The organism is Stakelama sediminis, assembly GCF_014199335.1.
In the GTDB taxonomy this organism is placed as follows: domain Bacteria; phylum Pseudomonadota; class Alphaproteobacteria; order Sphingomonadales; family Sphingomonadaceae; genus Sphingomonas; species Sphingomonas sediminis.
This window is the reverse complement of the sequence record NZ_JACIJI010000001.1, coordinates 279,006-296,504: the sequence shown is the minus strand read 5'-3', so window position 1 is coordinate 296,504 and position 17,499 is coordinate 279,006. Positions and strand designations below refer to the sequence as shown.

At 63.5% G+C, this 17,499-nt stretch carries 17 protein-coding genes; 14 read left to right on the top strand and 3 right to left on the bottom strand.

Annotated features, from left to right (window positions below; translation table 11 throughout):
- Positions 1-114: 114 nt before the first annotated feature.
- Complete coding sequence (locus tag FHR23_RS01490; protein WP_184001168.1) at positions 115-495, bottom strand: hypothetical protein; 381 nt, start codon at positions 493-495, stop codon at positions 115-117.
- A 107-nt stretch (positions 496-602) separates the two neighbouring features.
- Positions 603-1,898, bottom strand: a complete 1,296-nt coding sequence (locus tag FHR23_RS01485) for a Y-family DNA polymerase (protein ID WP_184001167.1) — start codon at positions 1,896-1,898, stop codon at positions 603-605.
- Between the two features lie 104 nt (positions 1,899-2,002).
- On the opposite strand from FHR23_RS01485, the gene FHR23_RS01480 reads away from it, so the two are divergent.
- From FHR23_RS01480 to FHR23_RS01470, 3 genes are read left to right on the top strand one after another with little or no spacing between them, the layout of a single operon-like run.
- A complete protein-coding gene (locus FHR23_RS01480) occupies positions 2,003-2,338 on the top strand; it encodes an Mpo1-like protein (RefSeq protein WP_184001166.1) in 336 nt (111 codons plus the stop codon).
- 57 nt (positions 2,339-2,395) lie between these two features.
- Positions 2,396-3,379, top strand: a complete 984-nt coding sequence (locus FHR23_RS01475; RefSeq protein ID WP_184001165.1) for a cysteine synthase A — start codon at positions 2,396-2,398, stop codon at positions 3,377-3,379.
- 42 nt (positions 3,380-3,421) lie between these two features.
- Positions 3,422-3,772 (top strand): hypothetical protein, encoded by a 351-nt coding sequence (locus tag FHR23_RS01470; protein ID WP_184001164.1) that lies wholly within the window; start codon positions 3,422-3,424, stop codon positions 3,770-3,772.
- Between the two features lie 57 nt (positions 3,773-3,829).
- Here FHR23_RS01470 and FHR23_RS16445 read toward each other — a convergent pair whose 3' ends face one another.
- Positions 3,830-4,090, bottom strand: coding sequence for a hypothetical protein (locus FHR23_RS16445; RefSeq protein WP_221227317.1), 261 nt, complete (start codon positions 4,088-4,090; stop codon positions 3,830-3,832).
- 715 nt (positions 4,091-4,805) lie between these two features.
- Between FHR23_RS16445 and FHR23_RS16735 the strand changes: the two genes are divergently transcribed.
- Genes FHR23_RS16735 through murC form a run of 11 tightly spaced genes read left to right on the top strand, consistent with a single transcriptional unit; the run spans position 4,806 to position 17,497 of the window.
- Positions 4,806-5,312 carry a division/cell wall cluster transcriptional repressor MraZ gene (locus tag FHR23_RS16735; RefSeq protein ID WP_184001163.1) on the top strand — a complete coding sequence of 169 codons (507 nt, stop codon included), beginning with the start codon at positions 4,806-4,808 and terminating at the stop codon, positions 5,310-5,312.
- Positions 5,309-6,259, top strand: coding sequence for a 16S rRNA (cytosine(1402)-N(4))-methyltransferase RsmH (gene rsmH / locus FHR23_RS01460; protein WP_184001162.1), 951 nt, complete (start codon positions 5,309-5,311; stop codon positions 6,257-6,259). Before FHR23_RS16735 ends, rsmH begins: the two co-directional genes overlap by 4 nt.
- Positions 6,256-6,852: a hypothetical protein gene (locus tag FHR23_RS01455; protein WP_184001161.1), complete on the top strand. Its 597-nt coding sequence runs from the start codon at positions 6,256-6,258 to the stop codon at positions 6,850-6,852. The genes rsmH and FHR23_RS01455 overlap by 4 nt, the downstream gene beginning before the upstream one ends.
- On the top strand, positions 6,849-8,576 hold the full coding sequence (locus tag FHR23_RS01450) for a peptidoglycan D,D-transpeptidase FtsI family protein (protein WP_246359646.1): 1,728 nt from the start codon (positions 6,849-6,851) through the stop codon (positions 8,574-8,576). Before FHR23_RS01455 ends, FHR23_RS01450 begins: the two co-directional genes overlap by 4 nt.
- Complete coding sequence (locus FHR23_RS01445; RefSeq protein WP_184001160.1) at positions 8,573-9,988, top strand: UDP-N-acetylmuramoyl-L-alanyl-D-glutamate--2,6-diaminopimelate ligase; 1,416 nt, start codon at positions 8,573-8,575, stop codon at positions 9,986-9,988. The genes FHR23_RS01450 and FHR23_RS01445 overlap by 4 nt, the downstream gene beginning before the upstream one ends.
- Positions 9,985-11,361, top strand: a complete 1,377-nt coding sequence (locus FHR23_RS01440; RefSeq protein ID WP_184001159.1) for a UDP-N-acetylmuramoyl-tripeptide--D-alanyl-D-alanine ligase — start codon at positions 9,985-9,987, stop codon at positions 11,359-11,361. Before FHR23_RS01445 ends, FHR23_RS01440 begins: the two co-directional genes overlap by 4 nt.
- On the top strand, positions 11,361-12,431 hold the full coding sequence (gene mraY, locus FHR23_RS01435) for a phospho-N-acetylmuramoyl-pentapeptide-transferase (protein WP_184001158.1): 1,071 nt from the start codon (positions 11,361-11,363) through the stop codon (positions 12,429-12,431). The genes FHR23_RS01440 and mraY overlap by 1 nt, the downstream gene beginning before the upstream one ends.
- A complete protein-coding gene (murD, locus tag FHR23_RS01430; RefSeq protein WP_184001157.1) occupies positions 12,428-13,711 on the top strand; it encodes a UDP-N-acetylmuramoyl-L-alanine--D-glutamate ligase in 1,284 nt (427 codons plus the stop codon). Before mraY ends, murD begins: the two co-directional genes overlap by 4 nt.
- On the top strand, positions 13,708-14,934 hold the full coding sequence (locus FHR23_RS01425) for an FtsW/RodA/SpoVE family cell cycle protein (RefSeq protein ID WP_184001156.1): 1,227 nt from the start codon (positions 13,708-13,710) through the stop codon (positions 14,932-14,934). The genes murD and FHR23_RS01425 overlap by 4 nt, the downstream gene beginning before the upstream one ends.
- Complete coding sequence (murG, locus tag FHR23_RS01420) at positions 14,931-16,064, top strand: undecaprenyldiphospho-muramoylpentapeptide beta-N-acetylglucosaminyltransferase (protein ID WP_184001155.1); 1,134 nt, start codon at positions 14,931-14,933, stop codon at positions 16,062-16,064. Before FHR23_RS01425 ends, murG begins: the two co-directional genes overlap by 4 nt.
- Positions 16,064-17,497 carry a UDP-N-acetylmuramate--L-alanine ligase gene (gene murC / locus FHR23_RS01415; RefSeq protein ID WP_184001154.1) on the top strand — a complete coding sequence of 478 codons (1,434 nt, stop codon included), beginning with the start codon at positions 16,064-16,066 and terminating at the stop codon, positions 17,495-17,497. Before murG ends, murC begins: the two co-directional genes overlap by 1 nt.
- Positions 17,498-17,499 lie beyond the last annotated feature (2 nt).

Sequence of the window (17,499 nt, the reverse complement as noted above, 5' to 3'; positions counted from 1 at the left end):
ATCTTCTCCTTATGCCGCATCGGCGCAAGTCCCTGCATGTTGTCGCAGCGCATAGGCGACATAAAAAAGGGCGACGCAATCGCTTGCGCCGCCCATTTTGCGATGAAAAGAAAATCAGGCCTTACAGGTCAGCGACTTGTCGCCCTTCGTGTAGGTGATCTTCTTGGTTGTGCCGGAAACCTTCAGCGTGTCGTTGGCCCAGGGGCCGCCGTCGGTGTCGGAGGTCAGATGCGTCGGCGGCTCGCTCTTATCCGTGGAGAAATTGATCTGCTTGCCACCCTGGAAGAAATCCACAAAGGCAAGGGTATTGTCGCTGCACCGGAAAGTGACGCTGGAGCTGATCGCGGGCGGCAGTTCCACCTTTGCAGCGTTCTGCAATGCGGCGGCCTGCGGATCGGGACCGCGCGGATCGACAACCTGGGGCTGATTCTTGTGACAGGCGGCCAGGGGGGCAGCCGCTGCCACGGCGAGGAGGGGCAGGATGAGCTTTTTCATAACGGAATGCTGCTTCGCGTATGCAGCAGGAATCGTCAAGACAGTAGAGCGCAAGGATAGTCCCTTCATGTTGCGACGCGAGTGGTAGCGATAACCTTTCTCGCGCATTATTCATGGAATTCATGGGCTTCTGGAATACGGCCAAAAGCGATTTTCGTTCCCACCCGATCGATCCTGCCTCCGTGCAGCGGCCCGACGGACACGGCATGGCGGCCAAATCGTTCGTTGATTCGATCCATCGCCCGGCTGAGGGATAAGGTGCGGGTGTCGCGGGCCAGCGGATCGTCGGGGTCTAGTGCGCCGAACAGCGAGCCCTGTTCCCCGTTCACCGGTTCGATTTCGCACAGGGTGACGCCGACCATCCGGACCTGAAATCCGCCGGGCTTTTCTCCGCCTGCCTTGGCCAGACGGGGAAACAGCATGTTGAGCGCGCCAAGAATGGCAAAACTGTCCTGTGTCACGGGCATCCGGATACTGGTGTGCCAGCGCGTCTTGTCCTGTTCGAAGCGCGCATGGAGGACCAGCAGGCGGGAGCGATAGCCCTTGCGGCGAAGCCGGCTGGCGGCCTTCAGCGCAAGGCGGCGGGCGGTCAGCCGGGTCGATTCCAGCCCGCGCTTTTGCGGACTCAGCACATGGCTGTGCCCGATGGTGCGGTTTTGCGTCGGCTTTTCGGGAAGGTCGACGCCGTGCAGCAGATACCAGAGCCGGTCGCCATTGGTGCCGCCCCATGCCGTTCCCGCGTCGCGCGGGCGGCGCTCACAAAGCTGGCGGATGTCGAGCACGCCGTCGCGCGCCAGCCGCCGCTCCATCTTCGCACCGATTCCGGCAATATCGCGTAAGCGAAGCGAAAACAGCCGGTCGGGCAGTTGATCGGCGGTCAGCACCACCAGCCCGTCGGGTTTCTGCATGTCGGACGCCAGCTTGGCGAGCAGGCGGTTGGGGGCGATGCCCACCGAACTGGTCAGCCGTTCGCCCACCTGCCTGCAAATGCCCGCCTTGATCCGTCGCGCCAGCGCGATTGCCTGATCCGGTGCGTTTTCGTTATCGAGCAGGCGGCAGGCGACTTCGTCGATCGAGCAGACCTTCGTCACCGGGATGTGGTTTTCGATTTCCGCAAGGATCGCCTCATGAAATTCGACATAGCGATTGTGCCGGGCAGAGGTGACGATCAGGTCCGGACATTTGCGCTTCGCTTCCCACACCGGGGTTCCGGTCGAAATGCCATAGCGTTTCGCCTCCACCGACGCCGCAATGGCGACGGTGGTGTCGCTGTCCACCGGCGCGACGATCACCGGGCGCCCGCGCAGGGCAGGCTGCAATTGCTGCTCAACGCTGGCGAAATAGCTGTTGAGGTCCAGAAACAGCCAGCGCAACGGGCGCGGGGGCAGGGTAAGGTCGGCCATGGTCGGGATGCCGCGAGTCCAGCGTGAAAACGGGAACAAGTGTAGAACAAATCGACGGCCGCCGCAATCGCGACAATGCCTTCGAAAGGGCGTATGAAGGTCGCATGGCCCGGACCATCACCCGCTATGCCGATTTCTGGCCCTATTATCTGCGCGAACATGCGAAGCCCGCGACGCGCAGGCTGCATTATATCGGCACCGCACTGACGTTTCTGTTTGCGGCACTGGCGATTTTGTACGGGAGCTGGTGGTGGATCGCGGTGCCGCTGGCGGGATATGGGTTTGCCTGGGTGGCGCATTTTCGCGTCGAACGAAACCGGCCCGCGACCTTTACCTATCCGCTCTGGTCGCTGGTCAGCGATTATCGCATGTTCTTTCTGGCGCTCAGCGGGCGGCTGGGGCCGCATCTGCACCGGGCGGGCGTTGCAACCGGCGGTTGATACGCTGACAGCAGCGCTTGCTTGCCGGGCGGGGGGATCGCCCCCTATCTATGGCCCATGCAAGTGACACAAGATACGCTCGCCCTGATCGGCAATACGCCGCTGGTGCGCCTGAAAGGCCCCAGCGAAGCCGCAGGTGCGGAAATTTTCGCCAAGTGCGAATTCACCAATCCCGGTGCGTCGGTAAAGGATCGTGCCGCCCTGTTCATCGTCGAGGATGCCGAGGCGCGCGGCCTGATCCGTCCCGGCGGCACGATCGTCGAGGGCACGGCGGGCAATACCGGTATCGGCCTGGCGCTGGTCGCCAATGCCAAGGGGTATCGGACGATCATCGTCATGCCCGAAACGCAAAGCCGGGAGAAGATGGACACGCTGCGCGCGCTGGGCGCCGAACTGGTGCTGGTGCCCGCCGCGCCCTATGCCAGCCCGTGCCATTTCGTCCACACCTCTCGCCGGATCGCGGAAGAGACGGAAAATGCGATCTGGGCCAATCAGTTCGACAATGTCGCCAACCGTCGCGCGCATATCGTCGGCACGGCGGAGGAAATCTGGGAACAGATGGACGGGCGGATCGACGGCTTTACCTGCGCGGTCGGCACCGGCGGCACTTTTGCGGGTGTCGGGCTGGGCCTCAAGCAGAAGGATGAGCGCATCACCATCGCGCTCAGCGATCCGTTCGGGGCGGCGCTGTACGAATATTATGCCTGTGGCGAACTGAAATCCGAAGGATCTTCGGTGGCTGAGGGGATCGGGCAGGGGCGGATCACCGCCAATCTGGAAGGCGCGCCCGTCGATACGCAATTCCGTATTTCGGATGAGGACGGGCTGCACTGGGTGCGTCGCTTGCTGGATGAGGAGGGACTTTGCCTCGGCCTTTCCTCCGGCATCAATGTCGCGGGAGCGGTGCAACTGGCCCGGAAACTGGGGCCGGGAAGCCGGGTGGCGACGATCCTGTGCGATACCGGATTTCGTTATCTTTCAACGCTCTATAATCCCGAATGGCTGGAAGCGAAAGGTCTGCCGCTGCCGGAGCGCGACTGACCGTATCGACAGCCGCGCCCTTTGGGCATAGATTGCCCCGCAGTGATCGAGCATCCCAAACAGGAAAGCGCACAGGTGGTGCAGCGGGTCCGGGTCGGTATGACCGGGCTTGCGCTGGTGCTCGTGCTGATCGCGGCGGGCAGCGCGGTTTTCCGGTCGGCAGGGGACACGCAAAGCGTGGCGACAGTCGGCTCTTCGAAATCCGATGTCGTGGCGAACATGACGGTGACCGGCAACACCGTCGATACGGCGGACACCGGCAAGAAAACCGACGAGCCGCTGGCGGAACTGGGTGCGGCACCCGGCGCGTCCGCCATGGAACCGATCGGCACCAACAAGATCGCCAGCCAGATTTCCGCCGAGCAGCAAAAAGACAGCTCGAAAGTGCATTAGGTGGGGCCGGGGTTTGATCGTCCGAAGTTATGGGCGGCCCCTAAAGAGGGGTGACGGTTATCGCCTCAATTTTCGCCATTCATCTTGATTTTCAGTAAGCTCGTTAGCCGACACCCCCAGCGTGGAGGAAGCGCGCCAGTAATCTGAAAACCAAGTTTCTGCATCGGGTCGGAAAAGCATGATAGTTGCTGTGATGTAGAGAAGCGGTCTCACAATCACAAACATGACGCTTGCAAGGTTGATATGATTAAATATCGCACCAGGACGGACTGCTGTCATTGCAATCCCGATTGGAATGGTGGCGAGCAATATCGGCAACGTCCACTTGCCGATTTTACTATGGTATCGGGATATCGCTATCCAAAACCCGCACATAATCAAAAAATAGGATATCTCCACTCCAGTGAATAGTAGGGCGTTTCCTGTATGAGATATATGCAACCAGTCGCGCGCGCGGATAATTCTTAGGACAAGTTCAAGGGTGAGTCCTGATAGAAACAGCCTGTCGAACCACTGGATTGATATTGGACGCAAACCCGTTCTCCCAAAAGCGCCGACAACATCGCTCTCCTTTCGTCAACTTACAATCTTCTCCAACCAGAAACTGCCTTTCGGCAAACCACCCCATCGCGGTCATTCGGCCTGATCCGACATCGGATGATGGATGCGGCTGGCCGCCTGCTGAAGCTGGCACGCGTCGCCTGAAGCGATCCGGCTCGGTTAGTCGTCCCGGTTTGACGTCATCCGTTCCCATCTCATCCCACGCTATCCCGTCCGGGCGCAGGCGAACGCCTCTTCCCCATCAGCAAAACTACGTACAGCGCGCAGAACAAAATAAAAACATACCTGCTTTGCCCATAAAAGTGGGGGTAATTACCCTAATTTCCCGTATTCTCCCATTGAGTTCCCAGGGGGGTTAGGTTAACGCTTTAGACAACGGGGACGGATTCCCAGCTTCCGACAACATGACGTCGTCGGGCGACGATGGTCGTCCGGCGGAAGCGGGGAGTTTGTGCGCCAAAAAGGGCGAAGCGTGGCAGAACGGGGCAACTATTTCGGCAATGGGCTGCAGTTGGTGGACGACAAGGGTCGTGTCGCCATCCCCGCCACCCTGCGCGCCACGCTCGAACGCAACTGCAATGCGGAGCCGGGGTCGAAAATCGCGCGGCAGTTCATCATCAGTGCGCATTCGCGGGCACCCTGCATCCTCGCCTATGATTTCGATCAGGGAGAGGCGCGCGTGCGTGAGGCGGAGGCGCGCGCGGCCGCTCTGTCCGAGGACCGGGCGGTCGATGCCGACAATATGATTCGCGATGCCGCGATGGGTGCCGATTATTATCAATATGACAGCAGTGGCCGCTTCATCCTGAGCGGCTTTCCGCGGTTCCACGCCAATATCGGCAAACACGCCCTGTTCGTCGGTGCGGGCAAGGAAATCGAAATCTGGGACCCGGCAACGCTGCTTTCCTATGACGGCGCATCACCGCGCCTGGTGTCGCTGTGCAAATTCCTGCTGGCGGAAAAGGGGATTGCGCTGTGACGGTCGTCGCTCCCCATGTTCCGGTGCTGCTGGATGAGGTGCTCGCCGCCCTCGATATCGTTCCCGGTGAGCGGCACGTCGACGCGACGTTCGGCGCGGGCGGCTATACGCGCGCGATGCTGGCCAGCGGCGCGGAGGTGATCGCGTTCGACCGCGATCCCGATGCGGTACGCGAAGGGCAGGCGCTGGTGGCGGAGGCCGAAGGGCGGCTGACGCTGATCGAGGCACCTTTCTCTGCGATGGCGGAAGAGCTGGCGCGACGCGACCTGCTGCCGGTCGATGGCGTCACCATGGATATCGGCGTGTCGTCGATGCAGCTTGACCGGGCGGAGCGGGGCTTTTCCTTTCAGGCCGAAGGGCCGCTCGACATGCGGATGAGTCAGTCGGGGGAGACCGCCGCCGATTTCGTCAATCAGGCGGATGAGGCGCTGATCGCCGACGTGCTGTATCAATATGGCGAGGAGCCGCGCTCGCGCCGGGTGGCGCGGGCGATCGTCGCGGCACGTCCGATTACGACGACGCTGGAACTGGCGAACGTCATTCGCAAGGCGCTGGGATATCGTCCGCACGACCGCAAAGACCCGGCGACGCGCAGTTTTCAGGCGCTGCGTATCTATCTCAATCGCGAGCTGGACGAACTGACCGACGGGCTGGCAGCGGCGGAACGCTGCCTGAAGCCCGGCGGGCGGCTGGCGGTGGTCAGCTTTCACAGTCTGGAGGACCGGATCGTCAAGCGGTTCCTGCGCGAACGCTCGGGCAAGGTGTCGGCGGGATCGCGGCATCGCCCTGCGGTCGAACCGGTTCGCGAAGCAAGTTTCGAAAACCCGGCGCGTGCGGTGCGGCCGGGTGAGGCGGAGGTGGCGCGCAATCCGCGTGCGCGCTCCGCAACATTGCGCGCTGCCCGGCGGACGGCGGCGCAGGCCTGGCACGGCAAGGGAGGAGAATGATGGCTGCCCAGGGGTTCAAGGGATTCGGATGGTTGCTGGGGTGCCTGATCGTGGCGCTGAGCTGTTATCTGGTAACGTCGCGGGTGGCGGCGGAGCGGGCGCGGCTGGATTCGGTGCAGCGTTCGATCGTCGATGCGCGCAAGGATATTCGCGACCTGGACACCGAGTTCAAGACGCGCGCGAATATGGCGCAGCTTGAACGCTGGAACGGTCAGTTGTTCGCGCTTGCCGCACCGACGCCCGACCAGTATCTGGACCCCGGCGCGCAGGGTGTGGCCGAACTGGATTCGGGACAATTCGGCAAGGGAGATGTTCAGGTGGCTGCGCTGATCGTGCCCAGGGCGCCGGTGCTGACCGATGGTGCCGATGCTCCCTCCGCGATTGCAGCGCCCGCATCGGCGATCCACGAGAAGGAACCGGAAGCCAGAATTCAGACTGCGGCTGTAACCGATTCCCGGCCGACGGCGTCCTCTGCCGTACCTGCCGTGCAGGCGACCCAGCAAAAGGTTGCCATGCTGGACCGCAAACTGTTGAGCGATTCCACGCTGGGTGATCTGATGAAGGGCGCGAAAATGGAGGCTGGTCTGCGTTGATCGTCCTTGTTTCCCCATCTGAACGCGCGGATCGTCAGACGCTGGTGACGACGGCGCATATGCGCCTGATGGTGTTGCTGCTGCTGTTCCTGGCGGGCGCGGTGCTCATCCTCGGGCGGTTGACCCAGCTTGCCTTTTCGGCGGAACCCTATCATTCCGGTGCGATCGACGGGCGCTATGTGCCCGCGCGCGCCGATATCCTCGATCGCAACGGCGCGCCGCTTGCGCGGACAATCGACGGCTGGTCGATCGGCGTGCATCCCGACAAGGTGATCGGCGACAAGCAGCAACTGGCGCAAGAACTGGCAAATGTGCTGCCCGCGCATGATGCGGCATGGTATTATCGCAAGCTGAATCTGGATGTGCCGTTCACCTATCTGGCACGTCGGGCGCTACCGGAAACGGTCGAACGGGTTAATGCCATCGGTGAGCCGGGCATTGCGTTCGGGCGGGAGCCGGAGCGGCTTTACCCGCAAAGCACGCTGGCGGCGCATGTGCTGGGCTTTGTCGGCGCCGACGGGCATGGATTGCGGGGGATAGAGCGTTCGCTGGATGCGCGGCTGACCGATCCCGACAAGCGGGCCGATCCGGTCGAACTTTCAATCGATTCACGGGTTCAGGCGGCGATGGAAAGCGAATTGTCCTCCGCCATGGCCGAGTTCAAGGCGGAAGGGGCAGCGGGCATCGTGCTCGACGTCCATACCGGCGAAGTAATCGCCATGTCGTCGCTGCCGACCTTCAACCCCAATGACATCAAGCACGCGACGCAGGCGGAGCTTCGCAACAATGTGACGCAGGCGCGCTATGAACTGGGGTCGGTGTTCAAGCCGCTGGCCATGGCGCAGGCGATCGACACCGGTACCGTCACGTCGATGGCGCGGCGGTTTGACGCGACCAAGCCGCTGAAGGTCGGTCGCTTCACCATTCATGACGATCCCGGCGATGAACAGCGCCGCTGGCTGAACATTCCCGAAACCCTCATCTATTCCTCGAACATCGCGACGGCGCGCATCGCCGACCTGATGGGCGAGGACAAGATGAAGCAGCTCTTCCACAAGCTGCATTTCGATCAGGAATCGCAAATCCAGATCGAGGAAAAGATGCCGCCGCTCTGGCCGACCTATTGGGGGCGGACGACGACGATGACGACGGCGTTCGGTCACGGCATCGCGATTACGCCGATTCAGCTTGCCACCGCCTATGCCGCGCTGGTCAATGGCGGCATCTGGCGCCCGGCGACACTGTTGAAGGTGGCGCCCGGCCATGCGGCGAAGGGGCAGCGCGTATTTTCGCAAGCCACCAGCGACCGGATGCGGCAGTTGCTGCGACTGGTCGTCCTCGACGGCACGGGGCGCAAGGCTGCGGCACCCGGCTATCGGGTCGGCGGCAAGACCGGCACGGCGGAAATCGCTAATAACGGACGGTATGAGAAGCATAGCAACGTTTCGACCTTTGCCGGGGTCTTTCCGATGGATAATCCGCGCTATGTCGTCATCGCTACGCTGGTGGCACCGGTCGGCAACGCCAGTACCTATGGTTTCACTACCGCTGCATGGACGGCGGGGCCGGTTGCATCGCATGTCATTACGCGCGTGGGATCGATGCTGGGGGTTACGCCGAGCATGCATCGCGATATTGATGTGTCGGACCTGACCCCGCTTCTGTGGCATCGACCCGGAAGCACCGACGGAGCGAGTGAAACCAAAGTGGCATCGACGCAATGAAATTGGGGACACTGACCGAGGGATCTGAAAACGAAACCGTCACCGGCTTTGCCATCGACCATCGCAAGGTGGCGCCCGGCACGATATTCGGCGCGTTCGAAGGCGCGCGCGTGAATGGTGAGGATTTCATCCCGCAGGCGGTGGCGAGCGGTGCGATTGCCGTGGTCGCGCGGCCCGAAGCGGAGGTTGAAGGCGCGGTGCATATCGCCGACCGGCGTCCGCGGGAAAGATTTGCCCATCTGGCGGCGCGTTTTTTTGCACCCTTTCCCGAAACGGTGGCCGCCGTTACCGGCACGAACGGAAAGACATCCACGGTCGAACTGACGCGCCAGCTCTGGCGGATGGCCGGGCATTCCGCCGCGTCGATCGGTACGCTGGGCGTCAGTACGGCGCAGGAGAGCGTCAAGACCGGCCTGACGACCCCCGATATTGTTACCTTTCTGTCGAACATGGCCGGGCTGGCGCGCGAAGGCGTGACACATGCGGCGTTCGAGGCATCGAGCCACGGCCTGTCGCAATATCGCAGCGAAGGGGTGTCGGTGACGGCGGCGGCCTTCACCAACCTGTCGCGCGACCATCTGGATTATCATGGCGACATGGCGGCCTATTTCACCGCCAAGCTGCGCCTGTTTTCGGAAGTGCTCGATCCGAAGGGCACGGCGGTCGTGTGGGTGGACGACCCGCATTCCGACCGGGTGATCGATCTGGCACGCGCACGCGGCAACAGGCTGGTGACGGTGGGCGAGCATGGCGATACGCTGCGGCTGATATCGCGCGAGCCGACGCTGCTGGGCCAGCAACTGGGGATCGTGGCGGACGGGAAGGAGTATCGGGTGACCCTGCCGCTGATCGGGGCGTATCAGGCCGCCAACGCATTGACGGCGGCCGGGCTGGTAATCGCCACCGGCGGCGACGCGGCGACCACGCTTGCCAATCTGTCGCGGCTGGCCCCGGTGCGCGGGCGGCTGGAGCGGGCGACGATTACGCGGGCCGGTGCGCCCGTCTATATCGACTATGCCCATACCCCCGACGCGCTGGAAGCCGCGATTGCGGCGTTGAAGCCGCATGTCGACGGGCGGCTGATCGTGGTGTTCGGCGCGGGCGGCGACCGCGATCAGGGCAAGCGCGAGCCGATGGGGCAGGCGGCGGCGGCCGATGCCGATCTCGCCATCGTCACCGATGACAATCCGCGCGGGGAAGATGCAGCGGCGATCCGCGCGATGATTTTGAAAGGCGTTCCTCAGGCGCGGGAAATCGGCGACCGCCGCGCAGCGATTGCCGAAGCCGTCGGAGAGGCCGAAAGCGGCGATATCGTGCTGGTGGCGGGCAAGGGGCATGAGCAGGGCCAGATCGTCGGCGACATGGTGTTGCCCTTTGACGATGTGAGCGTTGCGCGTGAGGTGGCGGCGTGAGCGAACCGCTATGGACCTCCGCAGCGATTGCCGAAGCCGCCAGCGGCTCGGCGAACGCGGATTTCACCGTAAACGGCGTGACGTTCGACAGCCGTGAGGTCGGCGCGGGCGATCTGTTCCTTGCGCTGAAGGGCGAAGTGACCGACGGGCATCGTTTCCTGGACGCGGCGTTCGATCGCGGTGCCGCGGGTTCGGTGGTGAGCGATGCAACCGCACATCCGCATGTCCGGGTTGCCGATACGATGGCGGCGCTTAATGCCCTTGGCGTAGCGGCGCGGGCACGCACGGACGCCAAGATTATCGGCGTGACCGGATCGGTGGGCAAGACGGGGACGAAGGAGGCGCTGTTCGCGGCGCTCGACCGGTGCGATCCCGGTGCCGCGCATCGTTCGGTCAAAAGCTATAACAATCATACCGGCGTGCCGCTCAGCCTGTCGCGCATGCCCGCCGCAACTCGTTTCGGCATTTTCGAAATGGGGATGAATCATGCCGGTGAGCTGGCGGCGCTGACCCGGCTGGTGCGGCCGCATGTCGCCATCGTCACCGCGATTGCGCCCGCGCACACCGCCTTCTTCAAGGACGAAAGCGCGATTGCCGATGCCAAGGGGGAAATTTTTCAGGGGCTTGAACCCGGCGGTACGGCCATCGTGCCGTTCGACAGCCCGCATCGCGACCGGTTGATCGCCGCCGCACAGCCCCATGCCGCGCGAATCGTCACGTTCGGATTGAACGAAGGCGCAGATGTGCGCGCGATCGAGCATATGCGCGTACCGGAAGGGGGTACGTTCGTGACGGCACGGCTGGGCGAGCATGAACTCAGCTACACGATGCGCCAGCCCGGCGCGCATTGGGTTTCCAATTCGCTGGCGATCCTGGCGGCGGTGGATGCGGTCGGTGCCGATCTGGGGCTGGCCGGACTGGCGCTTGCCGATTTCGGCGGGCTTGCCGGACGGGGCGCGCGGCTGAAAGTCGCGCTGGACGGCGGCGAGGCGCTGGTCATCGACGAAAGCTATAATGCCAACCCGTCCTCGATGCGGGCAACGCTGGCGGTGCTAGGACAGGAGCCGGCACGGCGCAAGCTGGCGGTGCTGGGCGATATGCGCGAACTGGGCAGCGAAAGTGCGGCCTATCATGCGGCTCTGGCCGATCCCGTCGACGAAGCGGGCGTTGTGCGCGCCATATTGGTGGGCGAGGAGATGACGGCGCTTGCGAATGCGCTTGAGGGGCGCGTCGATTTCGTCCATGTGCCCGACGCAGCGGCGGCGCGCGATCGACTGACGGCGGAACTGACGCCGGGCGACGCCGTGCTTATCAAGGGTTCCAATGCCATCGGGCTTGCGTCGGTCGTTTCGGCGCTGGCGGGAAGGGGATAATGCTTTACCTGATTGCCGAATATCTGGGCTTTCCGGGCGTTTTCAATCTTTTTCGCTATCTCAGCTTTCGCTCCGGCGGGGCGATTGCGACGGCGCTGCTGATCGGCCTGATCATCGGGCCGCGCTTTATCGGCTGGCTGCGTGTGCGTCAGGGCAAGGGACAGCCGATCCGCAGCGACGGGCCGCAAAGCCATCTGGCCAAGCGGGGTACGCCGACCATGGGCGGGCTGATGATCCTGACCTCGCTCACCCTGGCGATCCTGTTATGGATGGATCTGAGCAATCCGTTCGACTGGGCATGCCTGTTCGTGACGCTGGGTTTCGGTTCGATCGGATTCCTCGACGATTACGACAAGGTGAAGAAGGCGAGCACCGCCGGTGTGTCCGGCAAGGTGCGGTTGCTGGCAGAATTCGTGATCGCCGGTCTGGCGTCATGGCTCATCATCCGCCAGACGGGCACCGAGCTGTATGTGCCGTTCTTTTCGGGCGTGTCGATCGATCTGGGCTATTTCTATATCATCTTCGCCGCGTTCACGATCGTTGCATTCGGCAATGCGGTGAACCTGACCGACGGGCTGGACGGGCTGGCGACCATGCCGGTCATCATCGCGTCGATGGCGTTCATGGTGATCGTCTATCTGGCGGGTAATGTGAAGTTCGCCGATTATCTGGGCATTCCGCATGTGCCGGGTGCGGGCGATCTGGCGATCTTCTGCGGCGCGATGATGGGGGCGGGACTGGCGTTCCTGTGGTTCAATGCGCCGCCCGCGGCCGTGTTCATGGGCGATACGGGCAGCCTTGCGCTGGGCGGCGCGCTGGGCACCATCGCGGTCGTCGCGCATCATGAAATCGTGCTGGGCATCATCGGCGGCCTGTTCGTGGTCGAGGCGATGAGCGTCATCATTCAGGTGTTCTTCTACAAGCGCACCGGCAAGCGCGTGTTCAAGATGGCGCCGATCCACCATCATTTCGAACAACTGGGCTGGAGCGAGCCGACGGTCGTCATCCGTTTCTGGATCATCGCCTTCGTGCTGGCGCTCGCCGGTCTGTCGACGCTGAAGCTGCGGTGATTACGAGCCGAAGCTGGCGCGGCAAACGCTATGCGGTGCTGGGGCTGGCACGTTCGGGCGCGGCGACGGTGCGCGCGCTGGCGGCGAGCGGGGCGGCAGTGTTCGCATGGGACGGCGATGCCGAACGCCGGGAAGAAGTGCAGGGCGCAACGCTGGCCGATCCGATGGAACTCGACCTTGCCGGGTTCGCTGCGGTCGTGGTGTCGCCGGGCGTGCCGCTCAACCGCCATCCGATAGCAGCCAAAGCACGCGACGCGGGTGTTCCCCTCATCGGCGACATCGAACTGTTCGCACAGGCGCGCGCCGACCTGCCGCCGCATCGCGTGGTCGGCATTACCGGCACCAACGGCAAGTCGACCACCACCGCGCTGGTCCATCACATCCTGCAAACCGCAGGCGTGCCCAGCCTGATGGGCGGCAATATCGGTCTGCCGATCCTGTCGCAGGAGCCGTTGCCGGAAGGGGGCGTCTATGTGCTGGAACTGTCGAGCTATCAGATCGACCTGACGACCGGCCTCGATTGCGATGTCGCGGTGCTGCTCAACATCACGCCCGATCATCTCGACCGGTATGAAGATTTCGCGGCCTATGCGGCGTCGAAGGCGCGGCTGTTCGCGATGCAGTCGCCCGATCACGCGGCGGTAATCGGGATCGGCGATACGCCGTCCTACGAAATTGCCCGGTCGCTGTCGGTACGCGGCGAGCATCTGACCAAGATCGCACCGGGCGTGTGCATGAACCAGTCGAAATGGCCTGCCCTGCAAGGGCCGCACAATGCCCAGAATACGCTGGCGGCCATTGCGGTGTGCGAAGCGCTGGGCATCGAGCAATGGGCGATCGATCGCGGGCTGGAGAGCTTTACCGGCCTGCCGCATCGTATGGAGACGGTCGCGATGGTGCGCGGCGTGCGCTACGTCAACGATTCGAAGGCGACCAATCCCGAATCCGCCGCGCCCGCGCTGGCGGCGTTCGACGGTATTCACTGGATCGTCGGCGGGCAGGCAAAGGGCGACGGGCTGGAACCCTGCCGCCCCGGTTTCGGTCATGTCCGCTGCGCCTATACGATCGGGCAGGCGGGACCGCGCTTTGCCGACGTGCTGGCACCCGACATGCCGGTGGAGCCATGCGAGACGCTGGAGCGTGCGGTAAAAGCGGCTGCCGAGCGTGCCCAACCCGGCGATACCGTGTTGCTTTCCCCCGCCTGTGCCTCGTTCGATCAGTTTCGCGATTTCGAAGCGCGCGGAACAGCGTTCCGCAAGGCGGTGGAGGCGTTGCGATGACCGACTATCTGCGCAAAGAGCCGCAAACGTCGAGCATGAAGGCGCGCGTCGAGCAGCAACTGGGCCGCGCGAGCCGTTCGCCCATCGGGGCCTGGTTTCGCGATATCGACCGTGTGCTGCTGCTGATCGCGCTGCTACTGATCGCCATCGGGCTGGTGGCGGTGGCGGCGGCATCCCCGGCTTCGGCCGAACGCTATTCGGATGCGTCGCACCATATTCCGCCGATGTTCTATTTCTGGCGGCAGGTCCTGTGGGTGACATTGTCGATCCCGGTGATGCTGGTCGTGTCGATGCTGCCGATAAAGGCGGCGCGTCGGCTGGCGATTGTCGGCGCGGCCGCGTTTCTGGTGATGCTGGCGGCGGTGCCGTTCATCGGGGTGGAAGTGAACGGGGCGCATCGCTGGCTGGGTGTCGGTATCGCGCAGTTTCAGCCGTCCGAATTCCTGAAACCCTTTTTCATCGTCACGATCGCATGGATCCTGTCGTTCCGCGCCAAGGACGAACACCTGCCGGTGACGGTCATTACATTGGGCATGACCGCGATTGTCGGCGTGCTGCTGATGTTGCAGCCCGATTTCGGGCAGACGATGGTGTTCGGGCTTGTCTGGCTGATCCTGGTGCTGTTGTCGGGCGTTTCGCCGAAGATGCTGGCGCTGCTGGGCGTGATGGGGCTGGGCGGCGTTGTCGCGGCCTATTTCTTTTACGGCACGGCACGCGCGCGTATCGACAGCTTCCTGTTTCCCGATGCCGCGGGGAATGCCGCCGATACCTATCAGATGGATATGGCGCATGACGTGCTGACCGCAGGGGGGATTACCGGTCGGGGGCCGGGGGCGGGAACGGTGAAGTTCCGCTTACCCGAAGCGCATACCGACTATATCTTCGCCGTGGTGGGGGAAGAGTTCGGCCTGATCGCCTGCGCCGTTATCGCAATCCTCTTTTTCGCGCTGGTCACCCGCGTTTTTGTCCGCCTGCTGGATGAACAGGATGCGTTCCGGGTGCTGGCGGCCGCCGGTCTTGCCTCGCAATTCGGCGTGCAGGCGATGATCAACATCGCGGTCAATATCGGCATTGCGCCGTCAAAGGGGATGACGCTGCCGTTTATCAGCTATGGCGGATCGTCGATGATTGCGCTGTCGATCGGGATGGGACTGCTGCTCGCATTCACGCGGCGAAACCCGTATCTCAGCCGATCTTCTTACAAGACCGGATGGAAGGCATGAACGAACATTCCCGACACTATGTTTTGGCGGCCGGAGGCACCGGCGGGCATATGGTGCCCGCGGCCGCGCTGGCGGCGGAGTTGCGACGGCGCGGGCATAGTGTCGCGCTGGTCAGCGACGACCGTGGTGTGCGCTTTCCGGGGTTGTTCGAGGATGTGCAGACCCATGTCCTGCCCGCCGGGCGATTCGGCAAGAATCCGATGGGCTGGCTGCGCGGCATCAGTCAGGTGCGCAAGGGCCGGGCGATGGCGATGGAGCTCTATCGCAGTTTCAAGCCCGCAGCGGTGATCGGCTTCGGCGGCTATCCGGCGCTGCCCGCGCTGCTGGCGGCGTTCAGGATGAAGGTGCCGACCGTCATTCACGAACAGAATGCGGTGCTGGGCCGCGTCAACCGGCTGGTGTCGGGCAAGGTCGATGCGATCGCCACATCGTATGAGGAAGTCGCGCGGCTGAAGCACAAGCATATGCAAAAGGCGGTGCTGGTCGGCAATCCGGTGCGCGAAGCGGTGCTGGCGCTGCGCGAGCGGCCCTATCCGCTGCTGGAGGAAGACGGCATTTTTCGCGTGCTGGTGACGGGCGGCAGTCAGGGCGCGAGCATCCTGAGTCAGGTCGTGCCCGACGGGCTGGCGCTGCTCCCCGTCCATTTCCGCCGCCGGATGCAGGTAACGCATCAGGCGCGGATCGAGGATATCGATCAGGTGCGCGCCAAATATGCCGAGCATGGCATCCCCGCCGACATTGCGACGTATATTGAGGATATGCCCGAACAGCTTGGCTGGGCGCATATCGTGATTGCACGGGCAGGGGCTTCCACTATCGCCGAACTGACGGCGGCGGGGCGGCCTGCGATTCTGATCCCGCTGCCGATCGCTACCGACGACCATCAGACCGCCAATGCGAAGGAGATGACGGCGGCGGGCGGCGCACGCACGATTCCGCAGCCTGCCTTCACGCCCACCGAACTCGCCAAGCAGATTCAGCGGCTGGGCCTCGATACGGTCGGGCTAGAAAACGCCGCCCGGCGCGCGCGCCAGTGCGGGCGTCCGCATGCGGCACGCGATCTGGCCGATCTGGTCGAGCGTATCGGCGGCGGTACGACCGGCATGGCCGTGGCCGGAGGGGCGGACTGATGCGCGGCGTTGAGACCGATATCGGCACCATCCATTTCATCGGCATCGGCGGCATCGGCATGTCGGGCATTGCCGAGGTGATGCACAATCTGGGCTATAGCGTACAGGGATCGGACATCGCCGAAAGCTATGTCGTGCAGGGCCTGCGCGATTACGGCATTCCGATTGCCATCGGCCACAAGCCCGAAAATCTGGGCGATGCGGCGGTGGTGGTGACCTCCACGGCGGTCAAGCGCGGCAATCCGGAGGTCGAAGCGGCGCTGGAACGGCGTATCCCGGTGGTGCGTCGGGCGGAGATGCTGGCCGAACTGATGCGGTTGAAATCGACCGTTGCGATTGCGGGCACGCACGGCAAGACGACGACCACCTCCATGGTCGCGGCGCTGCTGGACGCGGGCGGGATCGATCCGACCGTCATCAACGGCGGGATCATCAACCAGTATGGGTCCAACGCGCGGCTGGGCGACAGCGACTGGATGGTGGTCGAGGCGGATGAAAGCGACGGCAGCTTCCTGCGCCTCGACGGCACGTTTGCGGTCGTCACCAATATCGATCCCGAACATCTCGATCATTACGGCTCGTTCGATGCGGTGAAGAATGCCTTTATCGAGTTTGTCGAGAATGTGCCTTTTTACGGCGCGGCGCTGCTGTGCCTCGATCACCCGGAGGTGCAGGCGATCATCCCGCGCGTGCGCGACCGGCGGATCGTCACCTATGGCTTTGCCGGGCAGGCCGATATTCGCGGCGTCAATGTAACGCCGGTGCCGGGCGGCAATCGTTTCGACGTGATGGTGCGCGACCGCGATGGCGAGACGCGCACGATCGAAGGCATCGAACTGCCGATGCCCGGACGTCATAATGTCCAGAACGCGCTTGCCGCCATCGGCGTGGCGATCGAACTGGGCTGCGACGATGCCGTCATCGCCAACGGCTTTGCGCGGTTCGGCGGGGTGAAACGGCGGTTCACGAAGGTCGGCGAGGTCGATGCCGGTGAAGGCGCGCCGGTGACGATCATCGACGATTACGGCCATCATCCGGTGGAAATCCGCGCGGTGCTCGCTGCGGCCTGCGAAGGCGGGCAGGGGCGCGTCATCGCGGTGATGCAGCCGCACCGTTATTCACGGCTGGGCGAGTTGATGGACGATTTCGCACAGGCGTTCAACGATGCCGATGCGGTGCTGGTGACGCCCGTTTATGCCGCCGGAGAGCAGCCGGTCGAGGGCGTCGATGCCGAAACGCTTGTCGCCAATATCCGGCGGCGCGGGCACCGCTCGGTCGCGACCGTGGACGGTGCCGACGATCTGGCGCAGCGGCTGGCGGACATGATCCGGCCGGGCGATCAGGTGATCTGTCTGGGCGCGGGCGACATTACCAAATGGGCCGCGGGACTGGCCGATGCGATCGCGTCGGTGCGCACGGAAGCGGCGGCGTGAGC

Bases quoted from the DNA above. Each gene is read 5' to 3' on its own strand.
- FHR23_RS01490 (WP_184001168.1), bottom strand. From the start codon at position 495: ATGAAAAAGCTCATCCTGCCCCTCCTCGCCGTGGCAGCGGCTGCCCCC.
- FHR23_RS01485 (WP_184001167.1), bottom strand. From the start codon at position 1,898: ATGGCCGACCTTACCCTGCCCCCGCGCCCGTTGCGCTGGCTGTTTCTG.
- FHR23_RS01480 (WP_184001166.1), top strand. From the start codon at position 2,003: ATGGCCCGGACCATCACCCGCTATGCCGATTTCTGGCCCTATTATCTG.
- FHR23_RS01475 (WP_184001165.1), top strand. From the start codon at position 2,396: ATGCAAGTGACACAAGATACGCTCGCCCTGATCGGCAATACGCCGCTG.
- FHR23_RS01455 (WP_184001161.1), top strand. From the start codon at position 6,256: ATGATGGCTGCCCAGGGGTTCAAGGGATTCGGATGGTTGCTGGGGTGC.
- FHR23_RS01445 (WP_184001160.1), top strand. From the start codon at position 8,573: ATGAAATTGGGGACACTGACCGAGGGATCTGAAAACGAAACCGTCACC.
- mraY (WP_184001158.1), top strand. From the start codon at position 11,361: ATGCTTTACCTGATTGCCGAATATCTGGGCTTTCCGGGCGTTTTCAAT.
- FHR23_RS01425 (WP_184001156.1), top strand. From the start codon at position 13,708: ATGACCGACTATCTGCGCAAAGAGCCGCAAACGTCGAGCATGAAGGCG.
- murG (WP_184001155.1), top strand. From the start codon at position 14,931: ATGAACGAACATTCCCGACACTATGTTTTGGCGGCCGGAGGCACCGGC.
- murC (WP_184001154.1), top strand. From the start codon at position 16,064: ATGCGCGGCGTTGAGACCGATATCGGCACCATCCATTTCATCGGCATC.